Source organism: Streptomyces sp. NPDC126510, from assembly GCF_040302345.1.
Lineage (GTDB): Bacteria > Actinomycetota > Actinomycetes > Streptomycetales > Streptomycetaceae > Streptomyces.
The window spans coordinates 236998-252492 of sequence record NZ_JBEORR010000014.1 but is presented as its reverse complement, the minus strand read 5'-3'; the positions used below and the strand labels follow the sequence as shown (position 1 = coordinate 252492).

Sequence of the window (15495 nt, the reverse complement as noted above, 5' to 3'; positions counted from 1 at the left end):
TTCCAGCCGTTGCCCAGCTTCTGGTTGCCGGAGTAGGCGTAGGTCAGCGTCCAGCCGTCGATGACGTCCGTGCCGCGGTTGGTGAGGGTGAGGTCTACCGTGAAACCGGAGCCCCAGTCGTTCGTCTTGTAGTCGACACTGCACTGAAGTGCCGCCGCCTGCGCGGTCGGTGAGCCGGTGGCCAGCATCGACAGGGGTAGGGCTAAAGCGGCCGCCACGGCGGTCCACACCCGCCGAACTGTTCTGCGATTGCGTCCGGGATCCATGAACTGGTTCCTCCTAGCGGCTAGCGGCTCGGGGAAGGACAAGTCTTGGCCAGTGGGAGCGCTCCCATAATGGGGATGAGCATGACAGCGGTCAAGACGCTTGAAGAGTCGAAGACGGAGGACGGTTCAGTTCATCGAAAGTTTCGCAGAACCTCTGGGCAACCGTGCCGTTCGGCGCTACCTTGCTCGCACCTGTGGGAGCGGTTCCATCAGTCGACGCGCCGGTCAAGGCGCGCCAAACTGCAAGGAGTCGCTCATGCGACACCCCCCACCTTCACTGCTCGCAGCCGCGGTAGGCGGCAACGAGCTCGTAGCCTCCACACACGTCACACCGGATCATGCGGGTGTGAACCCGCCGACGCTGTGAAGAATCAGCCCGGACCGTTTCGCAGCGCACGGCAGGATCCGAGGGTCGACCAGCACCGCCGTCGGCACGTCGACAAGCGGTGCGCCGCTCGGACATGCGCGCCCCCTGCCGGAAGCCAGTACCAGGCGCTTACCGCTCCATCGCCTGCACACCGTCAACGGCCTGTTCTTGGACGGGGCGTCCTCGGTGGCGCGCAGGGTGTGCAAGTGCCGGCGTCCCGGCGAAGTACCCGGTGACCGGAGCCCCGCTGATCTCGGAATGCGACGGTGCAACGCCGTCGTACGGCACCGGACTGCGTGATCGCCTGCGCATCGAACAGCAGAGAACATCCCCAAAGGAGAAGGAACCCCCAGTCATGAGTCGCACCAGGACCTCATTGCTCGCCGCCCTCGCGCTCCTCACCGGAACGTCCGGTACTGCGCTCCTTGCGGCACCCGCCGGTGCCGCCACCGCCGCCGCGCCCTGCACGGTGGACTACAAGGTGCAGAACCAGTGGGACACCGGATTCACCGCCGCCGTCACCATCACGAACAACGCGTCCGCCAAGTCGAGTTGGTCGGTGAAGTGGTCGTACTCCGGTAATCAGAGGGTCACGAACGGCTGGAACGCCAAGATCAGCCAGAGTGGGGCCGCCGTCACCGCCGCCAATGAGGGATACAACGGCACGCTCGCCACCGGAGGTTCGGTCAGCTTCGGCTTCCAGGGCAGCTACAGCGGCAGCAACGCGATCCCTGCCACGTTCACTCTCGACGGCATGACCTGCAACGTCGATGGCGGAAGCGGTCCGGGCGACGGAGGGGACGGAGGCGACAACGGCGGTGGCACCGACGGCCGAGTGGCCAACCCCTACGTCGGAGCCAAGGCTTATGTGAACCCGGAGTGGTCGGCCAAGGCCGCAGCAGAGCCGGGTGGCAGCCGCATCGCCGACGAGCCCACCGCCGTCTGGCTCGACCGCATCGCCGCGATCAACGGTGTGAACGGCGGCATGGGTCTGCGCGCCCACCTCGACGAGGCCCTGAAGCAGAAGGGCTCCGGCGACCTGGTCATCCAACTGGTCATCTACGACCTTCCGGGCCGCGACTGCGCCGCCCTCGCGTCCAACGGCGAACTCGGCCCGAACGACCTCGACAAGTACAAGACCCAGTACATCGACCCCATCGCCTCGATCCTCTCCGAGTCGAAGTACGCCTCCCTCAGGGTCGCCACCGTCATCGAGCCCGACTCGCTGCCGAACCTGGTCACCAACGCCGGCGGCACCCCCACCACCACCGACGCCTGCGTGGCCATGAAAGCGAACGGCAACTACGAGAAGGGCGTCGCCTACGCTCTCGACAAGCTCGGCGCCATTCCGAACGTCTACAACTACATCGACGCCGGTCACCACGGCTGGCTGGGCTGGGACAGCAACCTGGGCCCCGCCGTGCAGGAGTTCTACAGGACCGCCACCACCAACGGTGCGAGCGTGAACGACGTGGCCGGGTTCATCGTCAACACCGCGAACACCAGCCCCACCAAGGAGCCGCACTACAAGGTCACCGACTCGGTGAACGGTCAGACGGTTCGACAGGCCAAGTGGGTGGACTGGAACCAGTACGTGGATGAGCAGTCGTTCGCAATCGCTCTGCGGGAAAAGCTCGTCGCGGCCGGCTTCAACTCCGGTCTGGGCATGCTCATAGACACCTCACGCAACGGTTGGGGCGGTTCCGCACGGCCGACTGGTCCCGGGCCGAAGACCTCGGTGGACGACTACGTCAACGGCAGCCGCATCGACCGGCGCATCCACGCCGGCAACTGGTGCAACCAGAGCGGCGCCGGCCTCGGCGAGCGGCACACCGCGGCTCCGGCCGCCGGCATCGACGCCTACGTGTGGGTCAAGCCGCCGGGGGAGTCCGACGGCTCCAGCTCCGCCGTCCCCAACGACGAGGGCAAGGGCTTCGACCGGATGTGCGACCCCACCTACGGCGGTAACGCCCGCAACGGCAACAACCCCACCGGTGCCCTGCCGAACGCGCCAGTGGCCGGTCACTGGTTCTCCGCCCAGTTCCGCCAGCTCATGCAGAACGCCTACCCGCCGCTGCCGTAATCCTCTGACACGGTGAGTGTCCGCCGGGACCGGTTCGAACGAGTCGGCCCGGCGGACCGCGACGCGCACAGACGGTGCGACCGGTTGGCCTTGCCTCCCCACGCAACGGCTCGGCTTTCAGGCGAATCGTGAACTCGTGCGTCTCAACAGCGTCGAACCACCTCCCGGACACCCACTACGCCGGCATCCGCCGTGTGGCTTTCCCGCGCCGCGGTCTGAAGGCCGAGCACCGCTTCGTCACGCCCGGGAACGCCTGGAGACCTGTCTGCGGAAGAGCTTCGGGGCTGTAGGGTTCGACGCCATCGAAGCTGGACGAGATGCTGCCGTTCGTTGTCTGTCTGAACGGCAGTGATCGGGACTCGCACCGCCTTCCGTGGTACCGGGCAGCTTGGGGAGCGCTCCCAACACGCCCGAGTGACCGCAGCACCACTGCGCCTTCCGTCGACCCGTGACCTGGCAATTCCAGATCACTTCCCTACGTTCACCGTTCGAAGGGTTGTCAGGGACATGGAGCGCTTCTACAGTCCGTCACCGAAGCAATGAGTGGGAGCGCTCCCAAAATCATCGGGCGGGGCGTTCCGAATGTGCGTCACCCGTCCGCTCGACTCTCCCGGAGAGGCCCCCACATGCGATCGTCACCACGTCACCCACTCACCGCGCGCACCCTGTTCGGTGCGCTGCTCACGGTTTTCGCCACCCTGGCCGCCCTGGTGGCCGTCGCGCCGGCGACGCAGGCCGACACCACGATCTGCCAGCCGTTCGGCTCGACTGTCATCCAGGGGCGCTACGTCGTCCAGAACAACCGCTGGGGAACCAGTGCGACGCAGTGTGTCACCGCCACCGACACAGGCTTCCGTGTCACTCAGGCCGACGGTTCCGTGCCCACCAACGGCGCCCCGAAGTCCTACCCCTCCGTCTACAACGGCTGCCATTACACCAACTGTTCACCGGGTACCAACCTCCCGGCTCGGATCAACGGCATCAGCAGCGCGCCGAGCAGCATCTCCTACGGCTTCGTCGGCGACGCCTCGTACAACGCCTCGTACGACATCTGGCTGGATCCGACGCCCCGCACCGACGGGGTGAACCGCACCGAGATCATGATCTGGTTCAACAAGGTGGGCTCGATCCAGCCCATCGGCTCCCCGAGCGGCACGGCCTCCGTGGGTGGGCGCAGCTGGCAGGTGTGGACGGGCAACAACGGCTCCAACGACGTGATCTCCTTCGTCGCCCCTTCGGCGATCAGCGGGTGGAGCTTCGACGTCATGGACTTCGTCCGGCAGACCGTCTCCCGGGGGATGGCGCAGAACGACTGGTATCTGACCAGCGTGCAGGCCGGTTTCGAGCCGTGGCACAACGGTGCGGGACTCGCGGTGAACTCCTTCTCGTCGACCGTCAACACCGGGGGCTCGGGCAACCCGGGCAACCCGGGCAACCCGGGCAACCCGGGTGACCCCGGCGACCCGAAGGCGAGCTGCAAGGTGACCTACGCGCCGAACGTCTGGGAGGGCGGCTTCACCGCCGACGTCACGATCACCAACACCGGCTCGTCCCCCCTGGACGCCTGGAAGCTGTCCTTCGCCCTGCCCTCCGGACAGCGGATCAGCAACGCCTGGAACGCCACCGTTTCCCCCTCCTCCGGGGCGGTGACGGCGAGCGGCCTGGGCCACAACGCGCAGATCGCGCCCGGTGGCAGCCAGACGTTCGGCTTCCAGGCCACCTACAGCGGTTCGTTCGCCAGGCCGACCGGGTTCAGCCTGAACGGCACCGCCTGCGCGTGACCCGGTGCGGCACGTCGCACCACCTCCTCACCGGACCGCCCCGGGGCCTGCCCTCCCCTTCCCATGCCGAAAGGGTGGGCCCCGGGGCAACCATTCCGCCCCTCGCTCCTCCGGCCGCCCCCACCGGAAAGGCCTTACGCCATGAGCCAGAGCCTCGCTCCGTCCTCCCGACGCCCCGCGCTCGTTGCCGCCCTGTGTGCCGCCGCTCTCACAGTGATCGGCCTGACCGGCGCGGCACCGCCCGCTGGAGCCGGTGGATCCGCCGCCTCGACGGGGTCCGAGGCCTTGCCGTACCGGGATTCCGCCCTGCCGGTGGCAGACCGTGTCACCGACCTGCTGTCCCGGATGACGCTCGACGACAAGCTCGGGCAGATGACGCAGATCGAGAAGGATGCCCTGGTGCCGCAGGCAGACCTCGCCGCATACCGCATCGGCTCGGTGCTCTCCGGCGGAGACTCCACGGTCAGCCCCAACAACGCCCGGACGTGGGCCGACACCTACGACTCACTGCAGCGCACGGCTCTCGGTACCCCACTCGCCATCCCGATGATCTATGGCATCGATGCCGTGCACGGCCACAACGCGGTGCGCGGGGCGACGATCTTCCCGCACAACATAGGTCTCGGCGCCGCCCGCGACCCCGCCCTGGTGCGGCGGGTCGGGCGCGCGGTCGCCGAGGAGGTCGCCGGCACCGGCATCGACTGGTCCTTCGCCCCCTGTCTGTGCGTGGCCCGCAACGACAGGTGGGGTCGCACGTACGAGTCGTTCGGCGAAAAGCCCGAACTGCCCACGTCCATGACGTCGTTCATCACCGGCCTGCAGGGCGAGACCCTGGGCGCCGGCCCCGCCTCGGTACTCGCCACCGCCAAGCACTACCTCGGTGACGGCGGTACCACCGGCGGCGTCGACCAGGGCAACACGGAACTTTCCGAGGCCGAGCTGCGCGCGATCCACCTACCGCCCTTCCAGGAGGCGGTGCGGCGGGGCGTGGGCTCGGTGATGCTCTCGTACAGCAGTTGGAACGGCGTGAAATCGCATGCACACAGGTACCTGGTCACCGACCTGCTCAAGGGCGAGCTGAAGTTCGACGGGTTCGTCGTGTCCGACTGGGCCGCCGTCGACCAGCTGGACGGGCAGAGCGGCTTCACGGGTGCAGAGATCGCCACGGCCGTCAACGCGGGCGTGGACATGGTGATGGTTCCGCAGGACTACAGGAAGTTCCTCGGCCTGCTGCGCTCCGAAGTCACCGCCGGGCGGGTCCCTGTCGCTCGCGTCGATGACGCCAACCGCCGCATCCTCACCAAGAAGTTCCAACTCGGCCTCTTCGAGAACCCGCTCACCGACCGCTCGTACACGACGGGTGTCGGATCCGCAGAGCACCGGTCGCTCGCCCGCGAGGCCGTACGCGCCTCGCAGGTGCTGCTGAAGAACGAGGGCGGCGTCCTGCCGCTGGCGAAGAACGCGAAGCTGTTCGTGGCCGGCAAGTCCGCCGACGACATCGGCAACCAGAGCGGCGGCTGGACCCTTGGTTGGCAGGGCCGCAGTGGCCCGATCACCGAGGGCACTACGATCCTTCAGGGCATCCGTGCCGCCGCCGGCTCCTCCCAGGTCACGTACAACCGCTACGGCGACGGCATCGACGCCGGCTACTCGGCCGCCGTGGCGATTGTCGGAGAGACACCGTATGCGGAGATGCGTGGAGACCGGCCTGGGAGCATGGAATTGGACCAGGAGGACCTGCAGACCCTCGCCAGGCTGAAGGCGAGCGGAGTGCCTGTCGTAGTGGTCCTGGTCTCCGGCCGTCCGCTCGACATCGCCGCCCAACTGCCCGACTGGAAGGCGCTGCTGGCGGCCTGGCTGCCCGGCACGGAGGGGAGCGGAGTAGCAGACGTGCTCTTCGGCGACCATGCGCCCAGCGGCAAACTGCCCGTTACCTGGATGCGCAGCGCGTCCCAGCAACCGATCAACGACGGCGACGGCAAGGGCCCTCTCTTCCCGTACGGCCACGGCCTGACCTACGGCACGAACCCCGGACCCGGGCCGGGCCCGCAGCCCGCGCCCGAGACCTGCGTCGCCGAGTTCAAGACCGTCTCGTCCTGGTCCGGCGGCTACCAGGCGGAGGTCACGGTCAAGAACACCGGCACCGGCCCACTCACCGGCTGGTCTGTCGCCTGGGACTTGAATGGCTCCACCGTCACCAGCCTCTGGAGCGGTTCCCTGTCAGCGGCCCAGGGCCGGGCCACCGTCCGCAATGCCGCCCACAACGGCTCCCTTTCACCGGGCGCCACCACGTCGTTCGGCTTCACAGCGGCCGGCCCGGTGGGCACGCCGCAGCCGCGGTGTACCGGCTCTTGACGCAATGCACCATGCCGGGCGTCATCACGCGCATGGCGGACGCCCGGCCGACGAATCCGACAGCAGCGGTTCCTTGGGGTCCTCGACGATCAAGACCTCGTCCGTACGCTGGCCGCACTGACGGTCGGCGGTTCCGCGCCGCCCGCTACGCTCTCCCAGCCGGCGGTGCCCAAGGACTACATAGCCCGGCAACTGAGCCGTATCTTCCAGCCGACCGGGGTGAGCCCCTCCCGCTGCATTCTCGAACAGCGGCCCGGCAGGTGCTCGCCGATCCAGGCTGCCGCCATCTGACGATCGCCGAAGTCGCCCACCCCTGGGGCTTCGCCAGCCAGGCCCACTTCACCCGGGTCTTCCGGAGCCGTTTCGGCCGCACCCCGGGGGAAACGCGTCTGCTCGTCCTCTAGACGCCCAAGCGCGGTGCGGCCAGGTGGTTGGAGGCCATCGGCTCCTGCGGGGTGGTGGGCGGCGGAGGCCGCCGCTGGTCACCGCCTGGCCGTGTCGTCGATCTCTCCGGGGTGCGGCGGCGCAGGTCGTATTGAACGACCTGCGCCGCCGCCCGTTTCGGGGTTGGCCTGCTACTTGATGCGGATCTCGGCGAGCTGGAGGCGGTACCTGTTGGTCTCGTCCGAGGCGGGCTTGCCGAGCTTGGAGACCTTCAGGCGCACGTAGCGGCCGGTGGCGGACGTGAGGGTGTACGTCTGAGCGGCTCCGTTGGGGTTGGGTTCGGCGGTGACGGTGCGGGCGGTGGAGTAGGTGTTCGACCCGTCGGGGCGTATCTGGATCGTGAAGTCGACGGGGAAGCCCGCTGTGCCGCCGCCCGCTGCGCCGGCGTCCGTGCGGGGGTGGAGGATGACGGAGCCGATGGCCCGGTCGGCGCCGAGGTCGATCTCGATCCACACGGGGGTGGCGCTGACGTCGGCGGAGGGGAAGTCGATGCTGGTGAAGCCCTTGGCGCCGGTCACGCTGGTGAGCTTGCCGTCGAGGACGCGTGTCTTGCCCCAGTCGCCGTTCTCCAGCGTGTAGTTGGCGGTGACGGCGGTCGCGGCGGTGGGGACGGTGAGTTCGGCGAGCTGGAGGCGGTACTTGGTGGTCTCGTCGACGGGAGGGGCACCGAGCTTGGTGGCTTGCAGACGGACGTAGCGGGCGGTCGTGGTCTTGAAGCCGTACGTCTGCACGAGTCCGCCCGGGTTGGGCTCGGCGGTGATCGTGCGGGCGGTGGAGTAGGTGCTCGCCCCCTCGGGGCGGGTCTGGATCGTGAAGTCGACGGGGAAGCCGGCGGTGCCGCCGCCGACCGCCGGGGTGTCGGTGCGGGGAAAGAGGCGTACGGCGTCGAGGTCGGTGTCGGCACCGAGGTCGATCTCTACCCAGACGGGGCTCGCGCTGACGTCGGGGGAGGGGAAGTCGTTGCTGGTGTACCCCTTGGCACCGGCCACGCTGGTGAGCTTGCCGTCGGTGAGCCGGCTGCGGCCCCAGTCGCTGTTCTCCAGGCTGTTGTTGCTGGAGACCGGCCGGCCGAGGGCGAGGTTGTCCAGGCGGCCGGCGCCCGTGACCGTGAACGTCCACCTGCCCGGCTGGAGGGTGAAGTAGACGTACGAGGAGTCCTTGCTCGCATAGTTGAGGCCCGAGACGCTGCCGGTGGCGGCACCCCCCGTGAAGACGGTGGTTCCGTTGGCCTTGATGACCGGCGATGAGCCGCGGTACGTCGGAACACCCACCCGCGCGCTCGTCGCACTCGGGGAGGTCAGGGTCAGAGTGACCTGGTCGCCGTCACGCGTGATGCCGAAGCGGATGTCGCCCTTGACGGTCGGCGTGACCGTGTTGATTTTCGTGAGGGTGCCGGTCTGCGGGATGACGTCGTACGTCTCCCAGCCGGGCTTGGTGGGACGGACGCCGGCGGCGTAGGCGGACAGGGTGTACAGGGGGCCGCCGTTCCAGGCGTGGTTGTCGGTACCACCCGACTTGTCCCAGATCTCCCACAGGGTGTAGCAGGTGGGGTCGGCGACCTGGGCGGCGTAGCGGTTGCGCATCCGCTCCTCGGCGACAGTGGCCGCTCCCATGAGGTAAAGCGCTTCCAGGACGTAGAACTCCATGTAGGGGCTGGCGTTGAGGTGGGTGCGCAGCACCTCGGTGATCGCCCGGTAGCGGGGGGCGGGCGCGAGGCCGGCGACGACGGCGAGGCCGTTGGCGCGGTCATCGGTGTCGCCGTTGTAGCCGGGTGAGCGGTACTCGTTCCTGGAGGTGTTCCACAGAACGCTGTCGAAGTTGGCCTTGATGCTGTCGCGCTTGGCCTGCCAGGCGGCGACGTCGCCGCTGTTGCCGCTGAGGCCGGCGAGGGTGATGGCCGTGTCGAGGGCCAGGTAGTACCAGCAGTTGTCCAGGACGCGGGCGTCGATGTTGCTGCCCCAGTCCTCCCAGTCCCAGTCCCCGGCGCGGTGGCTGACCAGCCCGGCCGAGTCCAGGCTCCACAGGTTCAGGTAGGCCTTCACCGCCGGGTAGGTGTCGGCGACTGCGTCGGAGTTGCCCGTGTAGAGGTGGTACGTGCCGAAGGCCCACACCGAGGCGAGCATCTGGACGGGCAGTTCAGCGGTCCAGATGGTGGAGGGCATGGGGGAGTAGAGCACGCCGCCGGGCTTCTGCCAGGCGGTCAGCTGGGCGATGGCCTTGGCGCCGAGTGCGTGGGAGCGGGTGTCGAAGGTGTAGAAGCCTTCCTTGAGCTGGTTGACCACGTCGCCCCACCACTGGGCGCGCTCGCGGGTGGGGCAGTCCATGTAGTTGTCGCGCATGTTGACGTACATCGTGCGCGCCGCCTTGCCCCACAGGGTGTCGAAGAACGCCTCGTTGCTGCTGAACGATCCGGTGAAGTCGGTGTCGTAGCCGGATTCGCGGTACTTCAGATCCAGGATGGTGACGCCCGCGGGGATCGTGTACTTCACCGCCGTGCCGCTCATCCAGGCCAGCGCCTCGAAATCCTGGACCCCGCCCGCGCACACGTAGGTGGCGCGAACGTTGTTCTCCGCCCCGGGTGTGAGGCCGGTCAGGCCATCGCCGTCGGCGTAGTGGTCGGTCTGCATACCGATCACCGCACCGGCCGGAGCATCCACCTTCAAATAGGGCGTGACCTGGAGGTTCGACGGCAAGGTGGCCGTGATGGCGGTGGCGCCCTGTCCCGTGGACGGCAGCGACGACGCGTTGCCGTAGGACTTCAGGCCCGAGTACCGGAACTGAGGTACCGGCCGACGGACGAGATCGTTCCAGGGCGCGGCTCCAGCGGCTCCGAAGTCGGTGGGGGCGTTCCACGCGCTGTCGTCGAAACCGGCCGACTCCCAGGCGGTCATGGCGGTGGCGTTGCGGGCGTCGTAGTAGACGTTCGACTCGGGCAGACGGAAGTTGACCTGGGTGCCGCTGGTGTTGTTGGAGTAGCCCGGGTGGACGATGTGCTTCCAACTGGTGTCGCTGACAAGCCGGGTGGTGGTGGAACCAGTGGTGATGTCGGACTGGAAGAGCAGACCACCCTTGCCGCTGCTGCTGTGTGAGAAACCCTGCTTGCCGAAGTACCACACCAGCAGCGCCACCGTGTTGCGACCGCTCGTGAGGTACGGGGCGAGGTCGATCTCGTCGTAGTAGGTGCCGGTGCGGTCGGGGCCGCGCTTGAGCTGTCCGTCGAAGACGACGAGCGTGCCGTTGACCCACAACCAGTACTTGGAGTCCGCCGCGATCTGCGTCACCGCCTTGGACGGCGTGGAACCCAGGGTGAACGATCTGCGGAACGCCACCCACTGGTTCGTCGAGCTGGACGGAGCCCAGATCCACTTCGCGGTCCAGGAGACGGCGGCCGACGCCACGGGAGCCAGACCCGGCACAAGCACCGAGCCGAGGGTGGGCGTGAGCGCCACGGCTATGGCGGAGCACAGGACGGACCGGCGCGTTACAGCGGACATGCGGGCTCCTACTGTCGATGTGCGGTGATGTGGGGGTTGGGGGCGTCCTGGAGACCGGGGAAGCAAGGATGCGGCGACGCCACGATTTTGAATCGTTTCATTCCGGTGTTTGCAGCGGGAATTCTTTGCCGCTCGGCGAGAAGGTGTCAAGGCCTGTGCAGGCGGGAATTCGGCCGTGGCGGCCCGATGAGGCTCGCCGAGAGCAGGCGTCTCGTCCGATCGGCGACCTCTATATCGGCTACGGCGTTACTGTTATGGTGCTGGCCAAGGAGGTGGGACGTTCCGTGGTGGACCCTGTGCCCGCGCGAGCGGACGCGGCAGCGGCTCGGCGTTCTCCGGGGCGGCCGCCGGTGCCGTTGGAGCGCATCGTCGCTACAGCACTGCAGATCGTGGACATGGAGGGCTCGGACGCTCTCTCGATGCGGACGCTGGCCCAGCGTCTGGGCTCGGGCACGGCGACGCTGTACCGGCACTTCGACAACCGGGCTGCGCTGGTCGCCCATGTCGTGGACCGCATGTTCGGCAGCGTGGAGCTGAACGGCGACGAACTCACCGCATTGGGCTGGGAGCGGGCGCTGCGGACGGTCGCGCACACCATGTTCGATGCCTTGGCCCGGCACCGGAACGCGGCGCGCCTGCTGGTCGAGCAGATTCCCCTGGGACCCAACGCCATGGCACTGCGGGAGCGCTGCGTCGCGGTGTTGCTCGACTGTGGCTTCCCGCCGCGAGTCGCCGCGTACGCGTTCGCGACCCTGGCCCGCTATGTCCTCGGGTTCGCCGTACAGGTCAACGGGCATGGCGGCGCAGGACAGTCCGACGACGCCCCGTCGGCGGCCGTCTTTCAGAGCGTGGATCCGGACCTGTTCCCGGCCACCGTCACCGTTGCCGGGGTGTTGCCCGTTCCGATCGAGGACGAGTTCTCCTTCGGTCTCGAGCTTCTTCTCAGCGGGCTTGCCCACCTGCGGGACGAGGTCTGACGGAGCGGCGCGATCACCCTGGCAGGTTCTGCAAAGGGATTGCTCCTGCGGGCAGATGCCGCTCCACGGTCAGAGGCAGCTCCACAGAGGTGAGCAAGTCCCGATAGCGTTCCGCCAGCTGGGAAGGGACCTTTCTGCTGAGAACCACCAGCTCCGGGAAATACCCGGACCCGACCTGCCGTGCATGGCGCGACCAGCGCAGAGGCACCGCGTTTCTCCGGTGCCCTTCCGAGTGTGGGGCGCCGGCACGGCAAGGACGCGCGGTCTGAGACGATGGTGTCATGGGTGCCGATGGCCTGCGTTTCCCTGATCCTCCGGCTCGTGAGCCTGATTTCGAGGACGACTTCAGCGTTCCGCAGCTCAGGAAAGATCGCTGGGTCGATCACTATCTGCCCCACTGGACGTCACCCGAGCGGTCTCGGGCACGCTACGACATCGACGATTCGGGGCTGCGGCTGCGTATCGACGCCGACCAGTCGGACTGGCGGGAGGAAGACGCTCCGCTTCGTGTGTCCAACCTGCAGACCGGGGTCTTCTCCGGTCCAGTGGGCTCTCACCGGGGTACACACCGACACCGTTCCGACGGACTCGTCGTCCGCACGCAGACCCCCGAGCGGCTGCTGTGGGCGCCCACCGCCGGACGTGTGGAGGTGACGGTGAGCGCGAGCGTGGATGAGGGGTGCATGCTCGCGGCGTGGCTTGTGGGGACGGAGCATCTGTCGGAGGGGGAGAGCGGTGAGGTCTGTGTCTTCGAGATCGACGCCGACGCCGTCGGCGAGGGAAAGAGTCATGCCCGGTGCGGGGTGAAGGCGCATTCGGACGGACGGCTGACAACCGACATGTCGGAAGTCGTCCTTCCCCTGGACGCCTCGAAACCCCACACCTGGGCGGCTGTGTGGGGACCGTCGGGCACGATCATCGGTTGCGAGGGCGTCATGGTGAAGCGGATGCCTCAGTCTCCCGCCTACCCGCTCTTCTTGATGATCGACCTTTTCGAGATCGGTCCTCGCTCGGACTCCGAGACCTCCTACCCGAAGACCGCTCGCGTCCACTGTGTGCGTGGGTGGGACGCACTCGACCAGCCGGAGACGGACGCCTTGTGAGAAAGGCGGGACCCGCCCCACCGGCACGAGAGCCTGGTGGGCGGGTTCCGGGTGGGCAGATGCGCTCTGAATACGTCACGCGGTCGCGCAGGAAGTGCCTTCCAGGTTGAAGGCGGCGGGCTTGGCGAAGATGCCGTTGTAGGACGCCTGGAAGCCGAAGGAGACCTGGCCGCCGGGCGCAAGGAACGCGTTGTCTGCCGGGTTGCCGGCCGTCACCGCTCCCGACGACGGAGAGAACCCGGTGTTCCACGCACTCGTGATCGTCTGCCCTGCGGGCAGCGTGAACGCGAGATTTCAGCCGTTGACCGGCGAGGAACCCGTGTTGGTCAAGGTGACATCGGCGGTGTAGCCGCCCTGCCACACGTTGGTGCTGTAGGCCACCTTGCAGGCCGCTGGTCCGCTGGGAGTGCCGGGGCCGCCGGGGTGTCGCCACCGAGGTTGACGGTTGGCAGCCGTTGTACACGGACGGGGACCAGCTCGTCGCGGTCGGCTTCGACTCCGGCATCGGCATGCTCGTCGACACCCCCCGCAACGGCCGGGGTGGTGGCACCGCCCGGTCCACCGGCCCGGGACCGATGACCTCCGTCGGCGACTACGTCAACGGCAGCCGCATCGACCGGCGCATCCATGCCGGCAACTGGTGCAACCAGAGCGGAGCCGGCCTCGGCGAACGACCCACCGCGGCACCGGCCGCCGGCATCGACGCCTACGTGTGGGTGAAGCCGCCGGGGGAGTCCGACGGCTCCAGCGCCGCCATCCCCAATGACGAGGGAAAAAGCTTCGACCGCATGTGCGACCCGACCTACGGCGGCGACCCCTGCAACGGCAACAACCCCACAGGGTGACTGCCGAACGCGCCGGTGGCCGGCCACTAATTCTCCGCCAGCAGCTGATGCAGAACGCCTACCCGCCACTTCCGTAACCCCTTGACGCGGTGAGCGTCCGCCGGGGTCGGCCGGCCCTCCCTGAGAGGCAGGCCTCGGCGGATCGCACTCTGTACCGGCAGCGCGGCTTCTTCGAGGTTTAGCCGAAGGCGGTGCAGCCGGCGACGTTCGTGCTGAACGACCAGAAGCCGTAGCAGTGGACGGTGGCTACCAGGTCGTTGTCGTTCAGTGAGGCCAGGGTCAAGGCCAGGTCGACCATCAGCGGCTTGCTCGCACCCCGGAGCAGCCTTCGCGCAGGAACTGCGCCGAGGGGCACGGCATCCCCGTACTCCTCGGCGCGACGGTCCCCGTCCCGACCCTCGGATCCGCGCGCCGCACCCCACACAGCAGAAGGTTGTCAGCCCTGGTTGCCTGCGGGCCCGATGCCGCGCAAGAGCCGCTCTCCGGACTCGCGGAGCTGGTCCTTGGCCTCGTCGAGTCGCGACGTGAGCAGGGCGTGATCGCGTTTGCGCCAGGTGCCGGCGACCATCACGGCTTCGATGTTGGCGATGTCGGCGTGCAGGGCCGTGGCGACCGGGTCGTGTGCCGGCCACAGGTTGAGGGCCCGGGCGTCGACGGCGACCAGGTCGGCCTGCATGCCCACCTCGATCCGGCCGACCCGGTCGGCGAGGCCCAGGGCCTTCGCCCCTTCCACCGTGGCCCAGGCCAGTGCCTGCTTGGCGGTGACCGAAGCGGTGTTGGCGTGCGTGCCTGTCGTCTGTCGGTGCTGGGCGTGGTCCAGGCTGCGCTGGTGGGCCAGGGCGATGCGGGCGGCCGTGAGGAGATGGCCGGGCACGGCGGTGTCGATGTCGGTGCCCAGGGAGGGCGCCGCGTCCAGGCGTAGCAGTGAACCGGTGATGGGTGTGCCGTGTCCTTGGCCCAGTTCGTTCTCCGGGGTGCTGGTGAAGGTGACACCTGCCTCGACGAGCGTCTTGATCCAGTCGTCGGGGAGGTCGATCCCGTGCACGATGTTGGTCAGGGGGCTGAACAGTCCGGCGGCGCGCACGGCTTCCCAGCCGGGGGAGGGTTCCCCGCCGCTCTGGTGCATCGAGACGACGAGGCCGCGTTCCGCGCCGGCCCGGAAATCGGCCAACACGGTGTCGGGCGAGGAGTACTGCGGCCCCTGCAGTGCCATGCCCAGCGTGAGGAGGGCGCGGTCGCGGACGGGGCCGTCGAGCAGCCGGTCGATCTCGGTGAGGGGGTGCGGGGTGTCCGGCGACCGGTAGGCCGTGCCGTGCAGGAAGACGGCGCGGATCCCGGCGTGGACCAAGCCCTCGACGGCGGCGTCGGCGTGTTCGGGCGAGAGGGCGTTGTGACACCAGTCGCCGAGGGTGGTCGTACCGCAGTTGAGCTGGTTCAGCGCGCCGACCAGATTGCTGATGTGCATGTCGGCCGGGGTGTAGTGGCCGGCGCAGGCGCCGTGGAGGTGGGTGAGGTACTCCATCAGAGTCCAGTCGGCACCCACGGAGCGCAACGCGGTCTGCCAGGTGTGCAAGTGGGCGTTGACGAGGCCGGGGATGACGATGCGGCCGGAGAAGTCGACGACTTCGGCGTCGGATGCCTCGATGTTCTCGCCGACGGCGGCGATACGGTCGCCGTCGACGAGGATGTCGGCGTGCTCGGCGTCGGGACGGCCCGGCGCCATCGTGATGACCTGCGCCCCGCGCAGCAGTACGCGGCTCATGCGGTGGCCCCCGAACGG

Annotated in this window: 10 protein-coding genes and 2 pseudogenes; 7 read left to right on the top strand and 5 right to left on the bottom strand. The window is 68.3% G+C overall.

Annotated elements, in window-relative coordinates; all coding sequences use genetic code 11:
• Window positions 1-266, bottom strand: a 266-nt coding sequence (locus ABTX60_RS22055; protein ID WP_352098701.1) for a cellulose binding domain-containing protein, incomplete at its 3' end; no start/stop codon positions are given.
• A gap of 722 nt (window positions 267-988) precedes the next feature.
• Here ABTX60_RS22055 and ABTX60_RS22050 point away from each other — a divergent pair.
• The 4 genes from ABTX60_RS22050 (at window position 989) to ABTX60_RS22035 (ending at window position 7256) form a co-directional block, all read left to right on the top strand.
• Window positions 989-2716 carry a glycoside hydrolase family 6 protein gene (locus tag ABTX60_RS22050; RefSeq protein ID WP_352098700.1) on the top strand — a complete coding sequence of 576 codons (1728 nt, stop codon included), beginning with the start codon at window positions 989-991 and terminating at the stop codon, window positions 2714-2716.
• A gap of 626 nt (window positions 2717-3342) precedes the next feature.
• Window positions 3343-4497 (top strand): glycoside hydrolase family 12 protein, encoded by a 1155-nt coding sequence (locus ABTX60_RS22045; protein WP_352098699.1) that lies wholly within the window; start codon window positions 3343-3345, stop codon window positions 4495-4497.
• Between the two features lie 141 nt (window positions 4498-4638).
• Window positions 4639-6852 (top strand): glycoside hydrolase family 3 N-terminal domain-containing protein, encoded by a 2214-nt coding sequence (locus tag ABTX60_RS22040; protein ID WP_352098698.1) that lies wholly within the window; start codon window positions 4639-4641, stop codon window positions 6850-6852.
• Between the two features lie 260 nt (window positions 6853-7112).
• Window positions 7113-7256, top strand: coding sequence for a helix-turn-helix domain-containing protein (locus ABTX60_RS22035; RefSeq protein WP_352098697.1), 144 nt, complete (start codon window positions 7113-7115; stop codon window positions 7254-7256).
• Window positions 7257-7427: 171 nt separating this feature from the next.
• Here ABTX60_RS22035 and ABTX60_RS22030 read toward each other — a convergent pair whose 3' ends face one another.
• On the bottom strand, window positions 7428-10790 hold the full coding sequence (locus ABTX60_RS22030) for an alpha-L-rhamnosidase-related protein (RefSeq protein WP_352098696.1): 3363 nt from the start codon (window positions 10788-10790) through the stop codon (window positions 7428-7430).
• 350 nt (window positions 10791-11140) lie between these two features.
• Between ABTX60_RS22030 and ABTX60_RS22025 the strand changes: the two genes are divergently transcribed.
• Both ABTX60_RS22025 and ABTX60_RS22020 read left to right on the top strand, forming a co-directional pair.
• Window positions 11141-11767, top strand: a complete 627-nt coding sequence (locus ABTX60_RS22025; protein WP_352098709.1) for a TetR/AcrR family transcriptional regulator — start codon at window positions 11141-11143, stop codon at window positions 11765-11767.
• A gap of 281 nt (window positions 11768-12048) precedes the next feature.
• Window positions 12049-12870, top strand: a complete 822-nt coding sequence (locus ABTX60_RS22020; protein WP_352098695.1) for a LamG domain-containing protein — start codon at window positions 12049-12051, stop codon at window positions 12868-12870.
• Window positions 12871-12945: 75 nt separating this feature from the next.
• Here the strand turns inward: ABTX60_RS22020 and ABTX60_RS22015 are convergent.
• Window positions 12946-13293 (bottom strand): annotated as a pseudogene (locus tag ABTX60_RS22015) (cellulose binding domain-containing protein); the annotation flags it as partial.
• A 47-nt stretch (window positions 13294-13340) separates the two neighbouring features.
• Between ABTX60_RS22015 and ABTX60_RS22010 the strand changes: the two are divergent.
• A pseudogene (locus tag ABTX60_RS22010) lies at window positions 13341-13792 on the top strand (glycoside hydrolase family 6 protein); the annotation flags it as partial.
• 101 nt (window positions 13793-13893) lie between these two features.
• Here the strand turns inward: ABTX60_RS22010 and ABTX60_RS22005 are convergent.
• Window positions 13894-14070, bottom strand: coding sequence for a hypothetical protein (locus ABTX60_RS22005; RefSeq protein WP_352098694.1), 177 nt, complete (start codon window positions 14068-14070; stop codon window positions 13894-13896).
• 81 nt (window positions 14071-14151) lie between these two features.
• Window positions 14152-15477: an amidohydrolase family protein gene (locus ABTX60_RS22000; protein ID WP_352098693.1), complete on the bottom strand. Its 1326-nt coding sequence runs from the start codon at window positions 15475-15477 to the stop codon at window positions 14152-14154.
• Between the last annotated feature and the right edge of the window lie 18 nt (window positions 15478-15495).

Bases quoted from the DNA above. Each gene is read 5' to 3' on its own strand.
- ABTX60_RS22050 (WP_352098700.1), top strand. From the start codon at position 989: ATGAGTCGCACCAGGACCTCATTGCTCGCCGCCCTCGCGCTCCTCACC.
- ABTX60_RS22030 (WP_352098696.1), bottom strand. From the start codon at position 10,790: ATGTCCGCTGTAACGCGCCGGTCCGTCCTGTGCTCCGCCATAGCCGTG.
- ABTX60_RS22040 (WP_352098698.1), top strand. From the start codon at position 4,639: ATGAGCCAGAGCCTCGCTCCGTCCTCCCGACGCCCCGCGCTCGTTGCC.
- ABTX60_RS22020 (WP_352098695.1), top strand. From the start codon at position 12,049: ATGGGTGCCGATGGCCTGCGTTTCCCTGATCCTCCGGCTCGTGAGCCT.
- ABTX60_RS22045 (WP_352098699.1), top strand. From the start codon at position 3,343: ATGCGATCGTCACCACGTCACCCACTCACCGCGCGCACCCTGTTCGGT.
- ABTX60_RS22000 (WP_352098693.1), bottom strand. From the start codon at position 15,477: ATGAGCCGCGTACTGCTGCGCGGGGCGCAGGTCATCACGATGGCGCCG.